Source organism: Janthinobacterium sp. JC611 (assembly GCF_018682595.1).
GTDB lineage: Bacteria > Pseudomonadota > Gammaproteobacteria > Burkholderiales > Burkholderiaceae_D > Janthinobacterium.
The window spans coordinates 126,092-142,962 of sequence record NZ_JAFLJN010000009.1 but is presented as its reverse complement, the minus strand read 5'-3'; the positions used below and the strand labels follow the sequence as shown (position 1 = coordinate 142,962).

Here is a 16,871-nt window from a genome sequence, read left to right as displayed (position 1 = left end):
AGAGAGTGGCTGCTTACTTCGCTGGCGCGGGCGGTGCTGGTGCGTCCGCCGCCTCTTCGTCGCGTTGCTTCTGTTTTTTCTTGCCCAGGTCGAATTCCAGCACTTTCCATTGCGGGCCGCGCAGGGCGCCGCCGTGGGCCTGGTCGGCGCCGGCGGCCGGCTTCATGTAATAGGTGCTGCCGCCGCTCGTGACTTTCACTTCGGACGTCACGCCCGCTTCGCGTTTTTCCGTAATCTGCTGCTTGGCCGCGGCCGGCGCCACGGTGATGGGCGCTTCGCCCATTTCCTCGATGCGTTCCAGTTGTGGCGGCGCGTCGCTCGGTTTGGCCGGCGTCTGGGCGCTGGCAAGGGCTGAACATGCCAGCAGGGGCAGGGCGAGGAATGTCCAGAGTGTCGATGTACGCATCATGATGGGTTCGCTTCCAAGTGTGGGACTGCAGCGCGTGCAGTGCTGTAATGCCGTCAATTTATCTATAAGGCATTGTAACAAACTGCCAGGCAATGCTGCTTAATACGGCTGATTAATGTGCCGAAATGGCTGGCGGCGGCGGCCCGTGCGCCCGCACGGGGCCGCCAAGCGGGCAAAAACGCCGCGAACGGCAAGCGTGGCGGCCGGTGGCGCGGCCCTAAACTCTGCGATAATTGGGCGATATTCCGCCCGCCCGCCGCGCTTTCCCCGGCGGGCGCGGCCCACCTTATTTTATTGGCATTATGCAAAACACCCTGCTGTTAGTCGACGGTTCCAGTTATCTTTATCGTGCCTTCCATGCGCTGCCCGACCTGCGCAGCCCGGACGGCTATCCCACGGGCGCCATGCACGGCATGGTCAACATGCTGCGCCGCCTGCGCGCCGACTACCCGGCCGCCTACATCGCCTGCGTGTTCGATGCCAAAGGTAAAACTTTCCGCGATGACATGTATCCCGAATACAAGGCCACGCGCGCCTCGATGCCGGACGACCTGCGCCTGCAGATCGAACCGATCCATGAAGCCGTGCGCGCCATGGGCTGGCCGATATTGATGGTCGACGGCGTGGAAGCGGACGACGTCATCGGCACCCTGGCCGTGCAGGCGGCGGCCGCCGGCATGGACGTGGTGGTGTCGACGGGCGACAAGGACCTGGCGCAGCTGGTCAACAGCCAGGTGACCCTGATCAACACCATGAGCAATGAAAAGCTCGACGAGGCGGCCGTGCTGGCCAAATTCGGCGTGCCGCCGAACCGCATCATCGATTACCTGTCGCTGATCGGCGATACGGTCGACAACGTGCCGGGCGTGTCGAAATGCGGCCCGAAGACGGCCGTCAAATGGCTGACGCAATACGACAGCCTGGAAGGCATCATGGAAAACGCGGCCAGTGTGGGCGGCGCCGTGGGCGAAAACCTGCGCACGGCCCTGCCATGGCTGCCGCAGGCGCGCGCCTTGATCACCGTCAAGACCGATTGCGATTTGTCCGGCCACATGACGACGATTGCCGATTCGCTGGTGGCAAAACACGAAGACAAGGAAGCGCTGCTGGCCTTCTTCCAGCGCTACGGCTTCAAGGCCCTGCTGCGCGAACTGGGCGCCACGCCGCCACCGATGTCGCCCGTCGGCGCGCCCGTGGCCGCTGGCGCCGCCGCCAACACGACGGGCGACATGTTCGCCGATGCGACGCCGGCGCCTGCCGCCGACTATGAAACCGTGCTGACGGATGCGCAGCTGGACAAATGGATCGCCCTGATCGATGCGGCGGCCTTGACGGCCGTCGATACGGAAACCACCTCGCTGGAACCGATGACGGCGCAAATGGTCGGCATTTCCCTGTCGGTCGCCGAACACGCCGCCTGCTACATCCCGCTGGCCCACGATTACGCGGGCGCGCCGGAACAGTTGTCGCGCGAACACGTGCTGGCGAAATTGCGCCCGTGGCTGGAAGATGCGAACAAGCCCAAGCTGGGGCAGAACCTCAAATACGACAGCCACATCTTCGCCAACCACGGCGTGACGTTGCGCGGCATCGCCCACGATACCTTGCTCGAATCGTATGTGTTCGAATCGCACAAGAAGCACGACATGGACAGCCTGGCCCTGCGCCACCTGAACTACACGACGATCCCGTTCGAGGACGTGTGCGGCAAGGGCGCCAAGCAGATCACGTTCAATCAGGTCGAGGTGGCGCAGGCGGCGAAATACGCGGCCGAGGATGCCGACGTCACCTTGCGCTTGCACAATGCCATGTGGGGCAATGTGGCGAACGACGAGAAGCTGACCTTCATCTATGAAAAGATCGAGATGCCGACGGCCGTGGTCTTGCAAAAGATCGAGCGCAACGGCGTGCTGATCGATGATGAATTGCTCAACATTCAGTCGGCCGAGCTGGCCGTGAAGATTCTGGAACTGGAAAAGAAGGCGTATGAACTGGCCGAGCAGCCATTTAATCTGGGCTCGCCCAAGCAGATCGGTGAAATCTTCTTTGAAAAGCTGAAACTGCCGGTGGTCAAGAAAACGCCGACGGGCGCACCGTCGACGGATGAAGAGGTGCTGCAAAAGCTGGCCGAGGATTATCCGCTGCCCAAGGTGCTGCTCGAATACCGCGGCATGGCCAAGCTGAAGTCGACGTACACGGACAAATTGCCGAAGATGATCAACGTCACCACGGGCCGGGTGCACACGAACTATGCGCAAGCCGTGGCCGTGACGGGGCGCCTGGCGTCGAACGACCCGAACTTGCAGAATATTCCCATCCGCAGCGCGGAAGGCCGGCGCATCCGCGAAGCTTTCATCGCGCCGCCCGGCAGCCACATCGTCTCGGCCGACTATTCGCAGATCGAATTGCGCATCATGGCGCACATCTCGGGTGACGAAGCCATGCTGCGCGCGTTTGCCGACGGCATCGACATTCACCGCGCCACGGCCGCCGAAATCTTTGGCGTGCCGGCCACGGAAGTGCAGAGCGAGCAGCGCCGCTACGCGAAAGTCATCAACTTTGGTTTGATCTACGGCATGAGCGCATTCGGCCTGGCCGGTAACCTGGGGGTGGACCGCACGGCCGCGCAAAGCTATATCGACCGTTATTTCGCCCGTTTTTCCGGCGTGAAACAGTATATGGAAGACACGCGCCAGCAGGCGAAGGCGCGCGGCTACGTGGAAACCGTGTTCGGCCGCCGTCTGTGGTTGCCGGAAATCAATTCGCCGAACGGCCCGCGCCGCCAGGGCGCAGAACGGGCGGCGATCAACGCGCCCATGCAAGGCACGGCCGCCGACCTGATCAAGCTGGCCATGATCGCCGTGCAAGGCTGGCTGGAAACGGACAAGCTGCAGACGAAGATGATCATGCAGGTGCACGATGAGCTGGTGCTGGAAGTGCCGGAGGCGGAACTGGAACTGGTCAAGCGCAAGCTGCCGGAACTGATGGCCGGCGTGGCCGCGCTGAAGGTGCCGTTGACGGCCGAGGTGGGCGTTGGACGTAACTGGGACGAAGCGCACTGATTTTCTAAACACATTCTTCAGGAGAAATGCATGAGCGACATGATCACCGATTGTGAAAGTTTGCTGGGCCAGAGCAGCTTGTCCGGGCCGGATGGCCGGCGTGGTTTCCTGAAAATGGCGCTGGGCACGGGCTTTGCCGTGGCCGTATTGCCCGTGGCGGCGCAAAACGTCGTCAAGACGGATTCCGCCGGACTCATTACGGGCAGCATGTCGGTGATGGTCGATGGCCAGGCCGTGCCCGTGTATGCGGCCCAGCCGGAAGGCAAGACGGGCTTGCCCGTGGTCCTGGTCATTTCGGAAATCTTTGGCGTGCATGAGCATATCGCCGACATGGCGCGCCGTTTCGCCAGGCAGGGCTACTTGGCGCTGGCGCCCGACCTGTTCGTGCGCCAGGGCGACGCCACCAAGGTGGCCAGCATTCCGGAATTGATGAAAGGCATCATCGCCAAGACGCCGGACGCGCAAGTGATGGCGGACCTCGATGCCGTGGTGGCGTGGGCGAAGCAAAACGGCGGCGACACGAGCCGCCTGGGCATCACGGGCTTTTGCTGGGGCGGGCGCATCACCTGGCTGTACGCGGCGCACAATCCGGCCGTCAAGGCGGGCGTGGCCTGGTATGGCCGCCTCGTGGGCGAGCCGACGGCCTTGCAGCCGAGCAACCCCATCGATATCGCCGCCACCCTGACCGTGCCCGTGCTCGGCTTGTACGGCGGCAAGGATACGGGCATCAGCCAGGAATCGATCGGCAAAATGAAAGAAACGCTGGCCAAGGGCGGCAACAAATCGGAGTTCGTCGTGTATCCCGATGCGGGCCACGCCTTCAATGCCGATTACCGCCCCAGCTATGTGGCGGCCGATGCGAAGGACGGCTATGCGCGCTGCCTGGCCTGGTTCAAAAAGCATGGCGTGGCGTGATGCCGCAACAGAAAAATACCGCATTTCCCAGACATTGAAGTGAAAGGCGCACCGGGCTGTAAAATGCCCGGTGCGCGCCAATGCAGTACAATTGCATCTTCATCGCGCGACGCTGCCGCCAAACGCGCAAAAAATTAAATAATAGATAACAACGCATTCATCAGGCCAGACGCCAGCATCGCGGGCGCCAGTGACCCGGCGCCATTTTGAGGTAAGAAAATCATCGATCCCGTCCTTATATCCATTTTGCTCGCGACCACGCTCGCGGGCGTATTCAGCATTACCGCGGCGGCGATCTTCTCGTTTGCATTCCTGTCCAAAGTGGTCGAGCGCATGGTCAGCCTGTCCGTCGGCATCATGCTGTCGACGTCCTTGCTGCACGCCTTGCCGGAAGCGTTCGAGTCGCAGGCGGACCCGCGCAGCCTGTTCGCCACCCTGCTGGCGGGCTTGCTGGCCTTCTTCATGCTGGAAAAATTCGCGATTTTGCGCCATTCGCACCACCACGAAGGCGATGGCCACCACCACGCGCATGGCCACGACAAGCACGAAGCGGGCAAGGCCGGCTGGATGATTTTGGTGGGCGACGGCATGCACAACTTCACGGACGGCATTTTGATCGCCGCCGCCTTCCTGGCCGACCCGAAGCTGGGACTGGTGACGGGCCTGGCCATCATCGCGCATGAAATTCCGCAGGAAATCGGCGACTTCATCGTGCTGCTCAACGCCGGTTTCTCGCGCCTGCGCGCCTACATCTTCAATCTGCTGTGCAGCCTGATGGCGGTGGCGGGCGGCCTGCTCGGCTATTTCACCCTGGACCGCGCCAGCAACCTGATTCCTTACGTGCTCGTGTTCGCCTCGTCCGGCTTCATCTACATTGCCTTGAGCGACCTGATGCCGCAGATGCAGCGCCGCGCCACCTTGCGCGAGACCATCCCGCAAGTGCTGCTGATCGCGCTGGGCGTGTGCATCGTGCTGTTCCTGACGCATAAGCGCCACGGCGGTTGATGCGCGGGCGCGGTGTCACAGTGCTACTTATGCTATATTGCCTTTCTGACTAACTTGAACAGAAAGGAGGAAAATATCATGGAAGAAAACTTGTTGCTCGCCGCCTGGCGCGCACGCTCTTTAAGCGCATTTGTCCGCTCTTGCCCACGTTCTATCGCGCTGCGATAACCTGGCCAGAGCAAAGCCACCCTCTTCTACGAGTCCTTTCCTGGTACTCCGTTGTCGTTAGCGCTCCTGTTAACGCGGATGCTTGCATCCCGCACAAAGACATGAGCCATGACTACCCTGATCTCGACACAAGCTTTACAACTGGATACCCACGACGGTTTCCTCTTCAATGAACTCGCCTTTACCTTGCGCCAGGGCGACCGCATCGGCCTGATCGGCCACAATGGTTGTGGCAAATCCACCTTGCTGGGCTTGCTCAGCGGCACCCGCGCAGCGACATCCGGCACCATCCATGTTGCCCGTGCCTGCCGCTTGCAGCACGTGGAGCAGCATTTGCCGGCCGAACTTGCCAGCCTGAGCCTGTACGACGCCTTGCTGGCGCCCGTGCTGGCGCAGCCCGAGCTGCATTGGCGCGTCGACAGCCTGCTGGCCGAACTGGGCTTCGACCTGGAGACGGCGCAGGTGCCCGTGCACTCGCTGTCCGGCGGCCAGCACACGCGGCTGCTGCTGGGGCGTGCCCTGCTGCAGGAGCCGAACGTGCTGCTGCTGGACGAGCCGAGCAATCACCTGGATTTGCCATCCTTGCTGTGGCTGGAGCAATTCCTGCTGGCCTGGCGCGGCGCCTTCATCCTCGTCTCGCACGATCAGCGCCTGCTCGACAACGTGGCCAGGCGCAGCTGGATCTTGCGCGACAGCCGCCTGTACGACTTCGATTTGCCGTGCGGCCCCGCGCTGGCGGCGCTGGCCGAGATGGATGTGGCCGCCGCCGCCCGGCATGCGGCCGAACAGAAGGAAATCGACCGCCTGTCGGCCAGCAGCGCGCGCCTGGCCCTGTGGGGCCGCACCTATGACAATGAAGACCTGGCGCGCAAGGCCAAGACCATGCAGCGGCGCATCGACAAGTTGAAGGAGGAACAGTCCTTCGTCAGCGATGGCGCGCCCTGGCGCTTGCGTCTGCGCGGCAAGGCCCTGGCGGCCGACCAGTTGCTGGCGCTGGACGGACTCGACGTGCGCGCCGTGCCCGCGTCGCCCGTGCTCTTTCACACGGGTCAGCTGTGGCTGAAACCGGGCGACCGCATCGCCTTGCTGGGCGCCAACGGCAGCGGCAAGTCGTCGCTGTTGCGCCTGTGCTGGCAAGCGATCCAGGCGCAACAGGAGCGCGGCGACCTGCGCTACCACCACGCGGCCCACATCGGTTACTACGATCAGTCTCTCAGGCAACTGGCGGATATGGCCGACCTGTCCGACGCCCTGTATCCGTTCGCCGTGCAAAACGAGGCCGCCCGCAGCCAGGTGGCGCGCAAGCAAGCGTTGATCTCGGCCGGTTTCCCGTACGCGCGCCATGGCCAGACGGTGGCGACACTGAGCGGCGGCGAGCGGGCGCGGCTGCTGTTCCTGGGCCTGTCCCTGGCCAGTTATCATTTATTGCTGCTGGACGAACCCAGCAATCACCTGGACATGCAAGGCAAGGCGGAGCTGGGGCAAGCCTTGCGCGGCTTTGCCGGCGGCTGTCTGCTGGTGTCGCACGACCGCGACCTGATCGAGACGGCGTGCAACCGTTTTTGGGTGGTGGCCGACGGCCGGCTGGAAGAGTGGCCGGACGCGGCCAGCGCGTATGCGCGGCTGAGTCTTGAGGATGGGCAGGTACCAGCGTGCGCGCCGCGCGTGGAAAGGGCTGCGCTTGCGCCGGCGCAAACCGGCGTCGATCTGCAATTGGAGCGTTTGTGCGAGCTGGAGCAATTGCTGGCGCAAGACCTGGCGAGAAAACCGCGCCACCAGAAGCGGGCCAGCCAGCAGGCGTGGCAGGACGAGATCGCCTGCCTGAACCGCGCTTTGGGCATCACGGCCTAGATGGCGCTATCCGGGCGATGGCCGCTGCTGGCGGCCATCGCCCGTGCTGCATTACTGTGCGCCCGCCGTTGGCTGTTGCTGGCGGTCCATACGCTCGAGTTCCTGCACCGCAGCGAGATATTCCGTATAGATGGTCAGGCCTGTATTCCTGGTTTTTTCAAAATATTCCCTGGCTTTTGCCAGGTTACCCTGCACCAGATGGAATTGTCCGACATAGAAATACGCCTCGCACAAGGCCATCAGCCTTTCGTCGCCTTGCATCTTGTTTACTTGCGCCAACACCGTTTCCGGCGATGAGGCACCGGTAAACATGCCGTATGCGGCACGTGGCCAGGCGCCGTTCAATTCCTGGTCCAGCTGCTGTTTCAGCGTTGCCGGTACTGGCTGGCCGGCGCGGCCGAGCGTCCACAAGTACCATAATCTGGCATACGGCAGGCCGCCATTGTCATCATCGGATAGCGCTAGCTGTCCAAGGTTTTGCAGGGCATCGTCGTATTTTCCCAACTTGTAATAGATCTCTCCGCGCTGCATATACGCGCGATGCGGCTCGATGCCCAAGGTCAGTGCGTTCCTGATCTGTTCGAGGGCGGCAGGGAATTGTCCACGCTTCTGGTAGATGATGGACAGATTCATCGGATGCTCGGCATCGGACGGGTCGAGCTTGATTGCTTGCAATATGTCGGCCAGCGCCTCGTCGGTCTGCATCAGGTTGCTGTAGGCCAACGCGCGCGCGGCATGGGTTGCAGCCAGGTCCTTGCCCGTAAGCTTGCCGCTCTTGATGACCTTGGTGTACGTTTCAAGCCGGCTCTGCTGCGCATCCTTCAGTCTCTTCACCAGCACTTGCGCCGGATCACTATTGACCGGCGCTGCCGTTTTCACCATGCCGGGCGCTATTGGTACCATGCCGCGTATCAGCTCGGCCATGCGTTTCAGGTCGTCAAGATAGGTTTTCATGTTGGCTGCCGGCACCGAATCGGCCACGATCTTCAGTTCCAGCTCCATGTGGTGGGTATTGCCACGGAACCTTTCCTTGAGTTTCATCTTGAAATAGTCGTTGCTCAACTGTTCGCTATGGGGATCGAACATGGCGCTGACGCTGGTGGGCAGGGTCAGGTCAAAGGAATAGCGCAGGTATTGCGGCGCGTCGGGCAACATCATGGGGGTGCTGCGCTCGGCGCCGCCGACGGCCCGGATGGCATCGAGAAAATTGGATGGGGCAAAAGTGACGAAACGGATGTCCTGTCGCATGTCGCCGGGCTTGTCGATGGTGTAGCGGTCCAGGATGGTGAGCTGGTTCGCTGGCAAATCGTCGCTGAGGATGGCATTGCCGACGCGGCGCGCATCGGGATAACGCTGCGTCAGGTAGCGCGTCCGCAGTGCGTCAAATTGCGCGGGCAGGCGCTGGGCGCTCTGGCGCATCGATTCGGCATATTTTCCACGGACGATCAGCCGGCTTTCCAGCGTAGCCGGCTTGTCGAAGTCGGGCCAGGACATGGTTTCACGCAATTCGCTGTTGGGCAGGGACAGGTAGCTGTCGGTATTGCGGATCGTCACCAGGGAGCGGCTTGCCTTGTCGGCCACCAGCACTTCGGCCCCCGCCAGATATTGCGCCTTCGTTTCAAGCGTGCCTTCCTGGCCAACCTGGGTCGGGTCGATGAAGTAATCCTTGCCTTGGTGCGTGAGCCTGACGATGACGTGGTCGAAGACGCCGGGCGAGGGCGGCAGTGCATCCATGTTTTTGTAGCGCTTGGAGGCAACGAGGACGATGTCGGCACGCACGCCAAGCCGCTTGAGCAGGCTTACCAGCAACAGCGATTTATCCTTGCAGTCGCCATAGCGGCGCTGCAGCGTCACGCCGGGCGCGGCAGGGCGGTGCGTGCTTTCATCGAAAGAGACGGAAAAATAGCGGATTTCATTTTGCACGTAACGGATGGCCTGCAGAATTTTCTCTTCCTCCGTTGCAGCGCCTTGCAAGGCGGTAACACGGCGCTCGAATTCCGCGTCTGGCTCTTCCTTGTTGGCGAACAGATCCGCCGCCCAGCGCGCAACGTCGTTCCACGTGCCGTATTCGGAAAATTCCAGCGACGTCATCGTATCGTAGGATGGGGGTGTAAATTGTTCCGGCGTTACCATGGCCGGTCTGCGCTCGTCGAATTGCAGCCGTACCATGTCGTCTACCGTGCTGCGCCGTGGCTTGTCCGCATCGCCCTTGGGGGCTGGGCCGACGAAGCGGTAGTGTAGCGGTTGCGCGGCTGGATATTGCAGGACCACTCGCCGCAGTTCCGTTGGCAAGTTAGGCGTCCATCCGGCAGATTCAAAGTATTTTCCGCCAAAGACAGGATTGACACCCTTGGTGGTGTAGGCAAATTCCAGCATGTCGCCGACGCGCAGGTCGTCCAGCAGAATCGAGGCGGTGACGATGCCCCGGTACATGCCCTGTTCGAGACCGGTCTCCCGTTGCAGGAAGCGTACTTTGATCGTGTCGCGTACGTCGATGACGTCCGTGCCACGCAGGATGCGCAAGGTATTCAACGTCAGTTGCTGGTATTCCGGCACGAACGTCATGACGAGGGGGCCAAGGCTGGCCATGCCGGCGGGGCTGTTGAATTGGATGATGCGGCGTGAATAGTACTCCGGTGCCGGGCCTGCCATGAAGTGGGTTTCCGACAAGCGCCAGACGGCGTCGCCGCTCACGGTGGCGTCGGGGATGTCGGCAGGAATCACCCAGTCAGGGGCTTGCCCCGTTGCGTACCTGCCCTGGCTTAGCTGCGTTTCTTTATACCCTGGCTCTGCCTGGGGAGATTGTGCATGGGTACCCGCAGACATCATTAGCGATGCTACAGTTGCCGCGATCAGCAAGAATCGCATGACGATATTCCTATATCAATAATTTCATTGGTAAAAAATTATTCTATAGGAGTCACATGCTGCATGGAAACTTTTCAGCGTGGTATCGGCGGCCGATTCATGCCGGACCTGTCGCCACGGGCCGCGCCGGATCGGCGCACCATTCGCTCCACGAGCCCGGATACAGGGCCGCGCCGGTCAAACCGGCCACTTCCAGGGCCAGCAGGTTGTGGCAAGCCGTCACGCCGGAGCCGCATTGCATGACGGCCGTTTCCGGCTTGCTGATCAGGCCGGCGAATTCCTTTTCCAGTTCAGCCGCGTGCTTGAAGCGTCCGTCAAGTTGCAGGTTATCCTTGAAGAAGCGGTTTTTCGCGCCGGGGATGTGGCCGCCGACCGGGTCGATGGTTTCATTTTCGCCCCGGTAGCGGTCGGGCGCGCGCGCGTCGAGCACCTGCAGTGCCTGCGTATCCAGGTTGGCGATGACGTCCTGCACGGTCACGGTGCGCGTCAGGCTGGCCTTTTCCGTCAGGTTGCCGGCAGGGCGGGGCGCCACGGGCGTGACCAGCGGCAAGCCTTGCGCCTGCCAGGCGGCCAGGCCGCCGTCGAGCACGGCGACGTTCGGATGGCCGAGCCAGCGCAGCAGCCACCACAGGCGGGCGGCGAACATGCCGCCCTGGCCGTCGTACGCCACCACTTGCGTGTCGTCATTGATGCCCCAGCCGCGCAAGGTGGTCAGCAGGGCGTTGCGGTCGGGCAAGGGATGCCGGCCCGTGAAGGCCGGGCCGCGCGCCGTCTTGGGGCCGGACAGGGCCGTGTCGATATCGGCGAACTGCGCGTTCTGGATGTGGCCGGCGGCAAACGCGTCGCTGCCGGCAGTCGGGTTGAGCAAGTCGTGGCGGCAATCGAGGATGACCCAGCTGCTGTCATTCAGGTGGCTGGCCAGTTCGCTGGCCTGGATCAGGGTGGTGTACATCAGGAACGCTCCTTTACACTTCGCTGGCGATGGGATCCGTGCGCGCGATGGCGGCGCCACGGGCCGTGTTGCGGGTATTGTAATAGGTTGCCGCGATGCCGGAGGCGAGGATGATGCCGATGCCGGCCCAGCCGTGCCAGTCGAACAGGTCGCCGAAGATCACCACGCCCCAGAAGCTGGAAAAGACGATGCCCGTGTATTGCAAATTCGCAACAACCAGGGTCTTGCCCAAGCGGTAGGCGCGCGTCATGGCCATCTGCGCCATGGTGGCGCACAGGCCGATGGCGGCCAGCAAGCCGATACCATAGGCGCTCGTGTGCGCGTGCCAGACGACGGGCCCGCCGCCGGCGCTGGCCACGTGGCCGATCACGCCGGCGAGGAAATTGACGACCGAGAAATAGAACACGACCCGGTATTCGGGTTCGCCCAGCAAGCCCAGCTTGCGCACCTGCAAATAGGCGAGGGCCGACAGCATGCCGGAAATCAGGGCCGTGATGGCGCCAGCCGCCTGGTCCGTCTCGAACACGGGTTGCAGCAGCAGGGTCACGCCGACAAAGCTCATGGCAATCGCCGCCACCAGCGGCCACTCGAGCTGTTTCAGGCCTTTCCACCAGCCGCCGGCCAATAGAATCACGGCGATCCAGATGGGCGCCATGTAATTGAGCGTCATCGCCGTGGCCAGCGGCAGGATGGCGATGGCATAGAACCACAGCCACAGGGCGATCACGCCCACCACGCCGCGCCACAGATGCTGGCCCGCCATTGTGGTTTTAAAGCTGCCGCCCTGGTACAAAATCGTGCAGCTCATGACGGCCATGCCGATGATGCCGCGGTACATGACGATTTCGGACGTCGAATACATCTCCGACGCCAATTTGACGCACACGCCCATGATGGCGAACATGAAGCTGGCGAATAACATCCAAAGAGACTGCATGAGTAATCCTGAAGCTGAAAATGAAAAAGGCCGCGCAATGCGGCCCTGGAGGGACTACAGTTCGATATTGTTGCGGTACCACTCGTGGAAATGCTGCATGCCGTCTTCCATGGGCGACTGGTAAGGACCCACTTCGTTCACGCCGCGCGCCATCAGGGCCTTGCGGCCGGCATCCATGCGCTGGGCAATTTCATCGTCCTCGACGCAGGTTTCCATGTAGGCAGCCCGTTCCGCTTCGACGAAGTCGCGCTCGAACAGCACGATTTCTTCCGGGTAATAGAACTCCACCACGTTGCGCGTCTTTTGCGGACCGTCTGGCCACAGGGTCGAGACGACCAGCACGTGCGGATACCATTCGACCATGATGTTCGGATACAGGGTCAGCCAGATGGCGCCGTACGGCGGCGCTTCGCCGCCACGGAATTGCAGCACCTGCTCCTGCCATCTCTTGTAGGCGGGCGAACCGGCCTGCTGCAGACCGCGGTGCACGCCCACCGTCTGCACGCTGTAATCCTTGCCGAATTCCCAGCGCAGGTCGTCGCAGCTGACGAAGCTGCCCAGGCCGGGGTGGAACGGCTCGACGTGATAATCCTCGAGGTAGACTTCGATGAAGGTCTTCCAGTTGTAGTCGCACTCGTGGATTTCCACGTGGTCGAACATATAGCCGGAAAAATCGAGGTCTTTCGAAACGGACAAATCTTTCAATTTTTCCATCACGTTGTAGCCATTTTGCTCGAACAGCAAGCCATTCCAGCTTTGCAGCGGCGTTTTCGACAGGTTCAGGCACGGCGTCTCGGGGAAATGCGGCGCGCCGATCAATTCTCCCTTGAGGTCGTAGGTCCAGCGGTGCAGCGGGCAGACGATATGGTTCGCGTTGCCGCGGCCGTTGAACATCAGCGCCTGCCGGTGGCGGCACACGTTGGACAGCACTTCGATGCCGTTGGCGTTGCGCACGAGCATGCGCCCTTCGTTCTCAGACGCCAGGGTCGCAAAATCGCCGGTTTCCGGCACCATCAGCGCGTGCCCGACATAGCGCGGGCCGGCTTGGAACAATTGCTGCATTTCACGCTGCAACAGCGTTTCGTCAAAATAGACGTGGACCGGAAGTTGCGCGTTTGAGCGCGCCAGCTTGGCGTGAGTAGCCAGATCGGACATCCCAACCCCCCATAAATGTACAACGGTCAGCAGTGCCCCAGGCCATTCCCTGGGCAGCCGCTACAGAGAGAAAGAATCCGCAAAGACCTGAATTCAAATTTGTTGAAACGGTATTTCGGACAGAACCGGCGATTATAGCGCGGATCGGCCTCGACATTGCCAAAACCCCCCCGGCAAGTACGCTTTTAATGAGAAACGTTGTCATTTACCGTGCAATTTCCGGCAGATGGGGGCGATTCGGCTAAAATCCACTGAGCAACTGGCAACATCACTTCCTTTGAGCGCGTCGATTGCGCTTAAGTTTTCACTTAATAGTGTGGTTTGTTCTAAAATAACGCTTCTATGCTGGCCGGGAGTCCCCGGCGTCTCCCACCAAGCCCCTCGTGCCACGAAGAGATCTGAGTCTATGTCGAAGAAATTAACTGCCGCTGCCGCAGCGCCGGCCTCGTTTGAAGAGGCAATGGCGGAATTGGCGCAGCTGGTAACGCAAATGGAAGCGGGCCAGTTGCCGCTGGAAGCATCGGTCGCGGCGTATCAGCGCGGCTCGGAACTGGTCAAGTATTGCGCAAGCCAGCTCGACAGCGTCGAAGCGCAGGTGAAAGTATTGGAAGGCGACATGTTGAAACCGTTCGCGGATGCCGGCGAGGCCGCCCAATGATGGCCAGCGTGCAACAGGATGGCGTGACCTTCGGCGACTGGATGCAAGCGACCCAGTCCGGCGTGGAAAGCCGGCTCGAGCAATTTTTGCCTGCGGCCGACGCCGTGCCGCACAAGCTGCACGCGGCCATGCGCTATGCCCTGCTGGGCGGCGGCAAGCGCGTGCGTCCGCTGCTGGTGATGGCGGCTGGCGAATTGTTTGATGCCGATCAAGATACCCTCGCGCGCGCAGCTTGCGCGCTGGAAATGATTCACGTGTATTCGCTCGTGCATGACGACATGCCTTGCATGGATGACGATGCCTTGCGCCGTGGCAAGCCCACCGTGCACATCGCCTACGACGAGGCGACGGCTCTGCTGGTGGGCGATGCGCTGCAATCGCAGGCGTTCATGCTGCTGGCCGATGGCGCGGCCATTCCGCCGGCGCGGCAAATGGCCATGGTCAAGCTGCTGGCGCACGCCTCCGGGTCAGGCGGCATGTGCGGCGGCCAGGCGATCGACCTCGACAGTGTCGGCCTGGCCTTGACCTTGCCGCAGCTGGAACAGATGCATCAACTCAAAACGGGCGCCTTGCTGCGCGCGGCCGTGATCCTCGGCGCGCTGGCCGGCAAGGACTTGACGGCGGACGAGATGACGGCGCTGAACGCCTACGCGCGCGCCGTCGGGCTGGCGTTCCAGGTGGTCGACGACGTGCTCGACGCGACGGCCGACTCGGCCACCCTGGGCAAGACGGCGGGCAAGGATGCGGCCGCCAACAAGCCTACTTACGTATCGATACTGGGGCTGGAACCTTCCAGGGCCCTGGCAGAACAATTGCGGTGCGACGCCCATGCGGCGCTGGCGCCATTCGGGGACAAGGCACGCCGTCTGCGCGAGCTGGCGGACCTGGTCGTGCAGCGGAAGGCATAAATGAAACTGTTAGAAACCATCAATGAACCAGCGCAAGTGCGCAAGCTGGCCCGCTCGCAACTGGTGCCGCTGGCGCAGGAATTGCGCAGCTTCCTGCTCGACTCCGTCTCCAAGACGGGCGGCCACCTGTCGTCCAACCTGGGCACGGTCGAGCTGACCGTGGCGCTGCATTACGTGTTCAACACGCCGCACGACCGCATCGTGTGGGACGTGGGCCACCAGACCTACTCGCACAAGATCCTCACGGGCCGGCGCGAGCGCATGCATACCTTGCGCCAGAAGGATGGCATCTCCGGCTTCCCCAAGCGCGACGAGAGCGAATACGACACCTTCGGCACGGCACACTCGTCGACGTCCATTTCCGCCGCGCTGGGCATGGCGCAGGCCGCCAAGATCAAGGGCGACCCGCTGCACGCGATCGCCGTGATCGGCGACGGCTCGATGACGGCCGGCATGGCCTTCGAGGCGATGAACAATGCGGGCGTGCAGGAAGACGTCAACCTGCTGGTGATCCTGAACGACAACGACATGTCGATCTCGCCGCCCGTGGGCGCGCTGAACCGCCACCTGGCGCGCCTGATGTCGGGCCAGTTCTATGCGGCTGCCAAAAATGTCGGCAAGTCCGTCTTGCCCGGCCCCGTGCTGGAATTGGCGAAGCGCTTTGAAGAGCACGCCAAAGGCATGGTCGTGCCCGCCACCATGTTCGAGGAATTCGGTTTTAACTATATCGGCCCCATCGATGGCCACGACCTCGATTCGCTGATCCCGACCTTGCAAAATATCAAGCAATTGAAGGGCCCGCAATTCCTGCACGTGGTGACGAAGAAGGGCCAGGGCTACAAGTTGGCCGAGGCGGAACCGATTCTGTACCACGGCACGGGCAAGTTCAACCCGGCCGAAGGCATCAAGCCGGCCACGGCGCCGGCCAAGATGACGTACACGGAAGTGTTCGGCAACTGGCTGTGCGACATGGCCGCGCACGACAAGCGCCTGGTGGGCATCACCCCGGCCATGCGCGAAGGCTCGGGCATGGTCAAGTTCGAACAGCAGTTCCCCAACCGTTACTTTGACGTCGGCATCGCCGAGCAGCATTCCGTGACCTTCGGCGCCGGTCTCGCCTGCGAAGGCTTGAAGCCCGTCGTGGCCATCTATTCGACCTTCCTGCAACGCGCCTACGATCAGCTGATCCACGACGTGGCCCTGCAAAACCTGGACGTGACGTTCGCCCTGGACCGCGCCGGCCTAGTGGGCGCCGACGGCGCCACGCACGCGGGCAACTACGACATGGCCTTTCTGCGCTGCATCCCGAACATGGTCATCATGGCCGCGTCGGATGAAAACGAATGCCGGCAAATGCTGACCACGGGCTACCACTACCCGGGTCCGGCCGCCATCCGCTATCCGCGCGGCGCCGGTGCCGGTGCCGCCATCGTGCCGGAACTGACCAGCATCGAGATCGGCAAGGGCGAGCTCAAGCGCCAAGGCAAGCGCGTCGCCATCCTCGCCTTCGGCTCCATGGTGGCGACTAGCGTGGCGGCGGGCGAAAAGCTCGACGCGACGGTGGCCAACATGCGCTTCGTCAAGCCGCTCGACGTGGCGCTGGTGAAACAGCTGGCCGCAGAACACGATTACCTGGTGACGGTGGAAGAGGGCTGCATCATGGGCGGCGCCGGCTCGGCCGTGGCCGAAGCACTGGCGGCGGAAGGCATGGTCAAGCCGATTTTGATGCTGGGCTTGCCCGACACCTTCATCGACCATGGCGACCCCGTGCAGTTGCTGAAAAGCGTGGGCCTGGACGCCAGCGGCATCGCGGCCTCGATCGAGCAGCGTTTCCCGGCGGCAGGGCCGCGCCTGGCAATGGTCAGCTAAGATTGGCTGTACGCATGAAAGTGGCACCGCGGTGCCGTTTCGCCCGCAGGGATTTTACGCTGCACTGCAACATTTTTCGTCCGGGAATGCTACGATGACGCTTTGATACCTTCT

The 16,871-nt window shown here is 62.1% G+C and carries 13 protein-coding genes; 7 read left to right on the top strand and 6 right to left on the bottom strand.

The window, feature by feature from the left end; translation table 11 throughout:
- Window positions 1-13: 13 nt before the first annotated feature.
- Entirely contained in the window at window positions 14-409 is a 396-nt protein-coding gene (locus J0O65_RS08210; protein ID WP_035824640.1) for a hypothetical protein, read from the bottom strand.
- A gap of 302 nt (window positions 410-711) precedes the next feature.
- Between J0O65_RS08210 and polA the strand changes: the two genes are divergently transcribed.
- Together polA and J0O65_RS08200 are read left to right on the top strand one after the other, a co-directional pair.
- Window positions 712-3,471: a DNA polymerase I gene (gene polA, locus J0O65_RS08205; protein ID WP_215405780.1), complete on the top strand. Its 2,760-nt coding sequence runs from the start codon at window positions 712-714 to the stop codon at window positions 3,469-3,471.
- Window positions 3,472-3,501: 30 nt separating this feature from the next.
- Complete coding sequence (locus J0O65_RS08200) at window positions 3,502-4,386, top strand: dienelactone hydrolase family protein (RefSeq protein WP_215405778.1); 885 nt, start codon at window positions 3,502-3,504, stop codon at window positions 4,384-4,386.
- Between the two features lie 134 nt (window positions 4,387-4,520).
- On the opposite strand, the gene J0O65_RS08195 is transcribed toward J0O65_RS08200, so the two are convergent.
- Window positions 4,521-4,721, bottom strand: a complete 201-nt coding sequence (locus J0O65_RS08195) for a hypothetical protein (RefSeq protein ID WP_215406030.1) — start codon at window positions 4,719-4,721, stop codon at window positions 4,521-4,523.
- Between J0O65_RS08195 and J0O65_RS08190 the strand changes: the two genes are divergently transcribed.
- Both J0O65_RS08190 and J0O65_RS08185 read left to right on the top strand, forming a co-directional pair.
- The gene (locus J0O65_RS08190) at window positions 4,633-5,391 is read left to right on the top strand and encodes a ZIP family metal transporter (protein WP_215405776.1); all 759 of its coding nucleotides are present in this window, start codon (window positions 4,633-4,635) and stop codon (window positions 5,389-5,391) included. The two genes, J0O65_RS08195 and J0O65_RS08190, sit on opposite strands and share 89 nt — an antisense overlap.
- Window positions 5,392-5,667: 276 nt before the next feature.
- A complete protein-coding gene (locus J0O65_RS08185) occupies window positions 5,668-7,410 on the top strand; it encodes an ABC-F family ATP-binding cassette domain-containing protein (RefSeq protein ID WP_215405774.1) in 1,743 nt (580 codons plus the stop codon).
- A 51-nt stretch (window positions 7,411-7,461) separates the two neighbouring features.
- Here the strand turns inward: J0O65_RS08185 and J0O65_RS08180 are convergent, their stop codons facing one another.
- From J0O65_RS08180 to J0O65_RS08165, 4 genes are all read right to left on the bottom strand, one after another.
- Window positions 7,462-10,269 carry a DUF3857 domain-containing protein gene (locus tag J0O65_RS08180; protein ID WP_215405772.1) on the bottom strand — a complete coding sequence of 936 codons (2,808 nt, stop codon included), beginning with the start codon at window positions 10,267-10,269 and terminating at the stop codon, window positions 7,462-7,464.
- 106 nt (window positions 10,270-10,375) lie between these two features.
- On the bottom strand, window positions 10,376-11,230 hold the full coding sequence (locus tag J0O65_RS08175; protein ID WP_215405770.1) for a sulfurtransferase: 855 nt from the start codon (window positions 11,228-11,230) through the stop codon (window positions 10,376-10,378).
- 13 nt (window positions 11,231-11,243) lie between these two features.
- Window positions 11,244-12,167 carry a DMT family transporter gene (locus J0O65_RS08170; protein WP_215405769.1) on the bottom strand — a complete coding sequence of 308 codons (924 nt, stop codon included), beginning with the start codon at window positions 12,165-12,167 and terminating at the stop codon, window positions 11,244-11,246.
- A 54-nt stretch (window positions 12,168-12,221) separates the two neighbouring features.
- Window positions 12,222-13,322: an aromatic ring-hydroxylating oxygenase subunit alpha gene (locus J0O65_RS08165; protein WP_215405767.1), complete on the bottom strand. Its 1,101-nt coding sequence runs from the start codon at window positions 13,320-13,322 to the stop codon at window positions 12,222-12,224.
- Between the two features lie 406 nt (window positions 13,323-13,728).
- Here J0O65_RS08165 and J0O65_RS08160 point away from each other — a divergent pair, with 406 nt between their 5' ends.
- The 3 genes from J0O65_RS08160 to dxs are packed head-to-tail and all read left to right on the top strand — an operon-like array spanning window position 13,729 to window position 16,757.
- The gene (locus tag J0O65_RS08160; RefSeq protein WP_215405765.1) at window positions 13,729-13,980 is read left to right on the top strand and encodes an exodeoxyribonuclease VII small subunit; all 252 of its coding nucleotides are present in this window, start codon (window positions 13,729-13,731) and stop codon (window positions 13,978-13,980) included.
- Window positions 13,977-14,888 (top strand): polyprenyl synthetase family protein, encoded by a 912-nt coding sequence (locus tag J0O65_RS08155; RefSeq protein ID WP_251373599.1) that lies wholly within the window; start codon window positions 13,977-13,979, stop codon window positions 14,886-14,888. Before J0O65_RS08160 ends, J0O65_RS08155 begins: the two co-directional genes overlap by 4 nt.
- Window positions 14,889-16,757: a 1-deoxy-D-xylulose-5-phosphate synthase gene (dxs, locus tag J0O65_RS08150; RefSeq protein WP_215405764.1), complete on the top strand. Its 1,869-nt coding sequence runs from the start codon at window positions 14,889-14,891 to the stop codon at window positions 16,755-16,757.
- Window positions 16,758-16,871 lie beyond the last annotated feature (114 nt).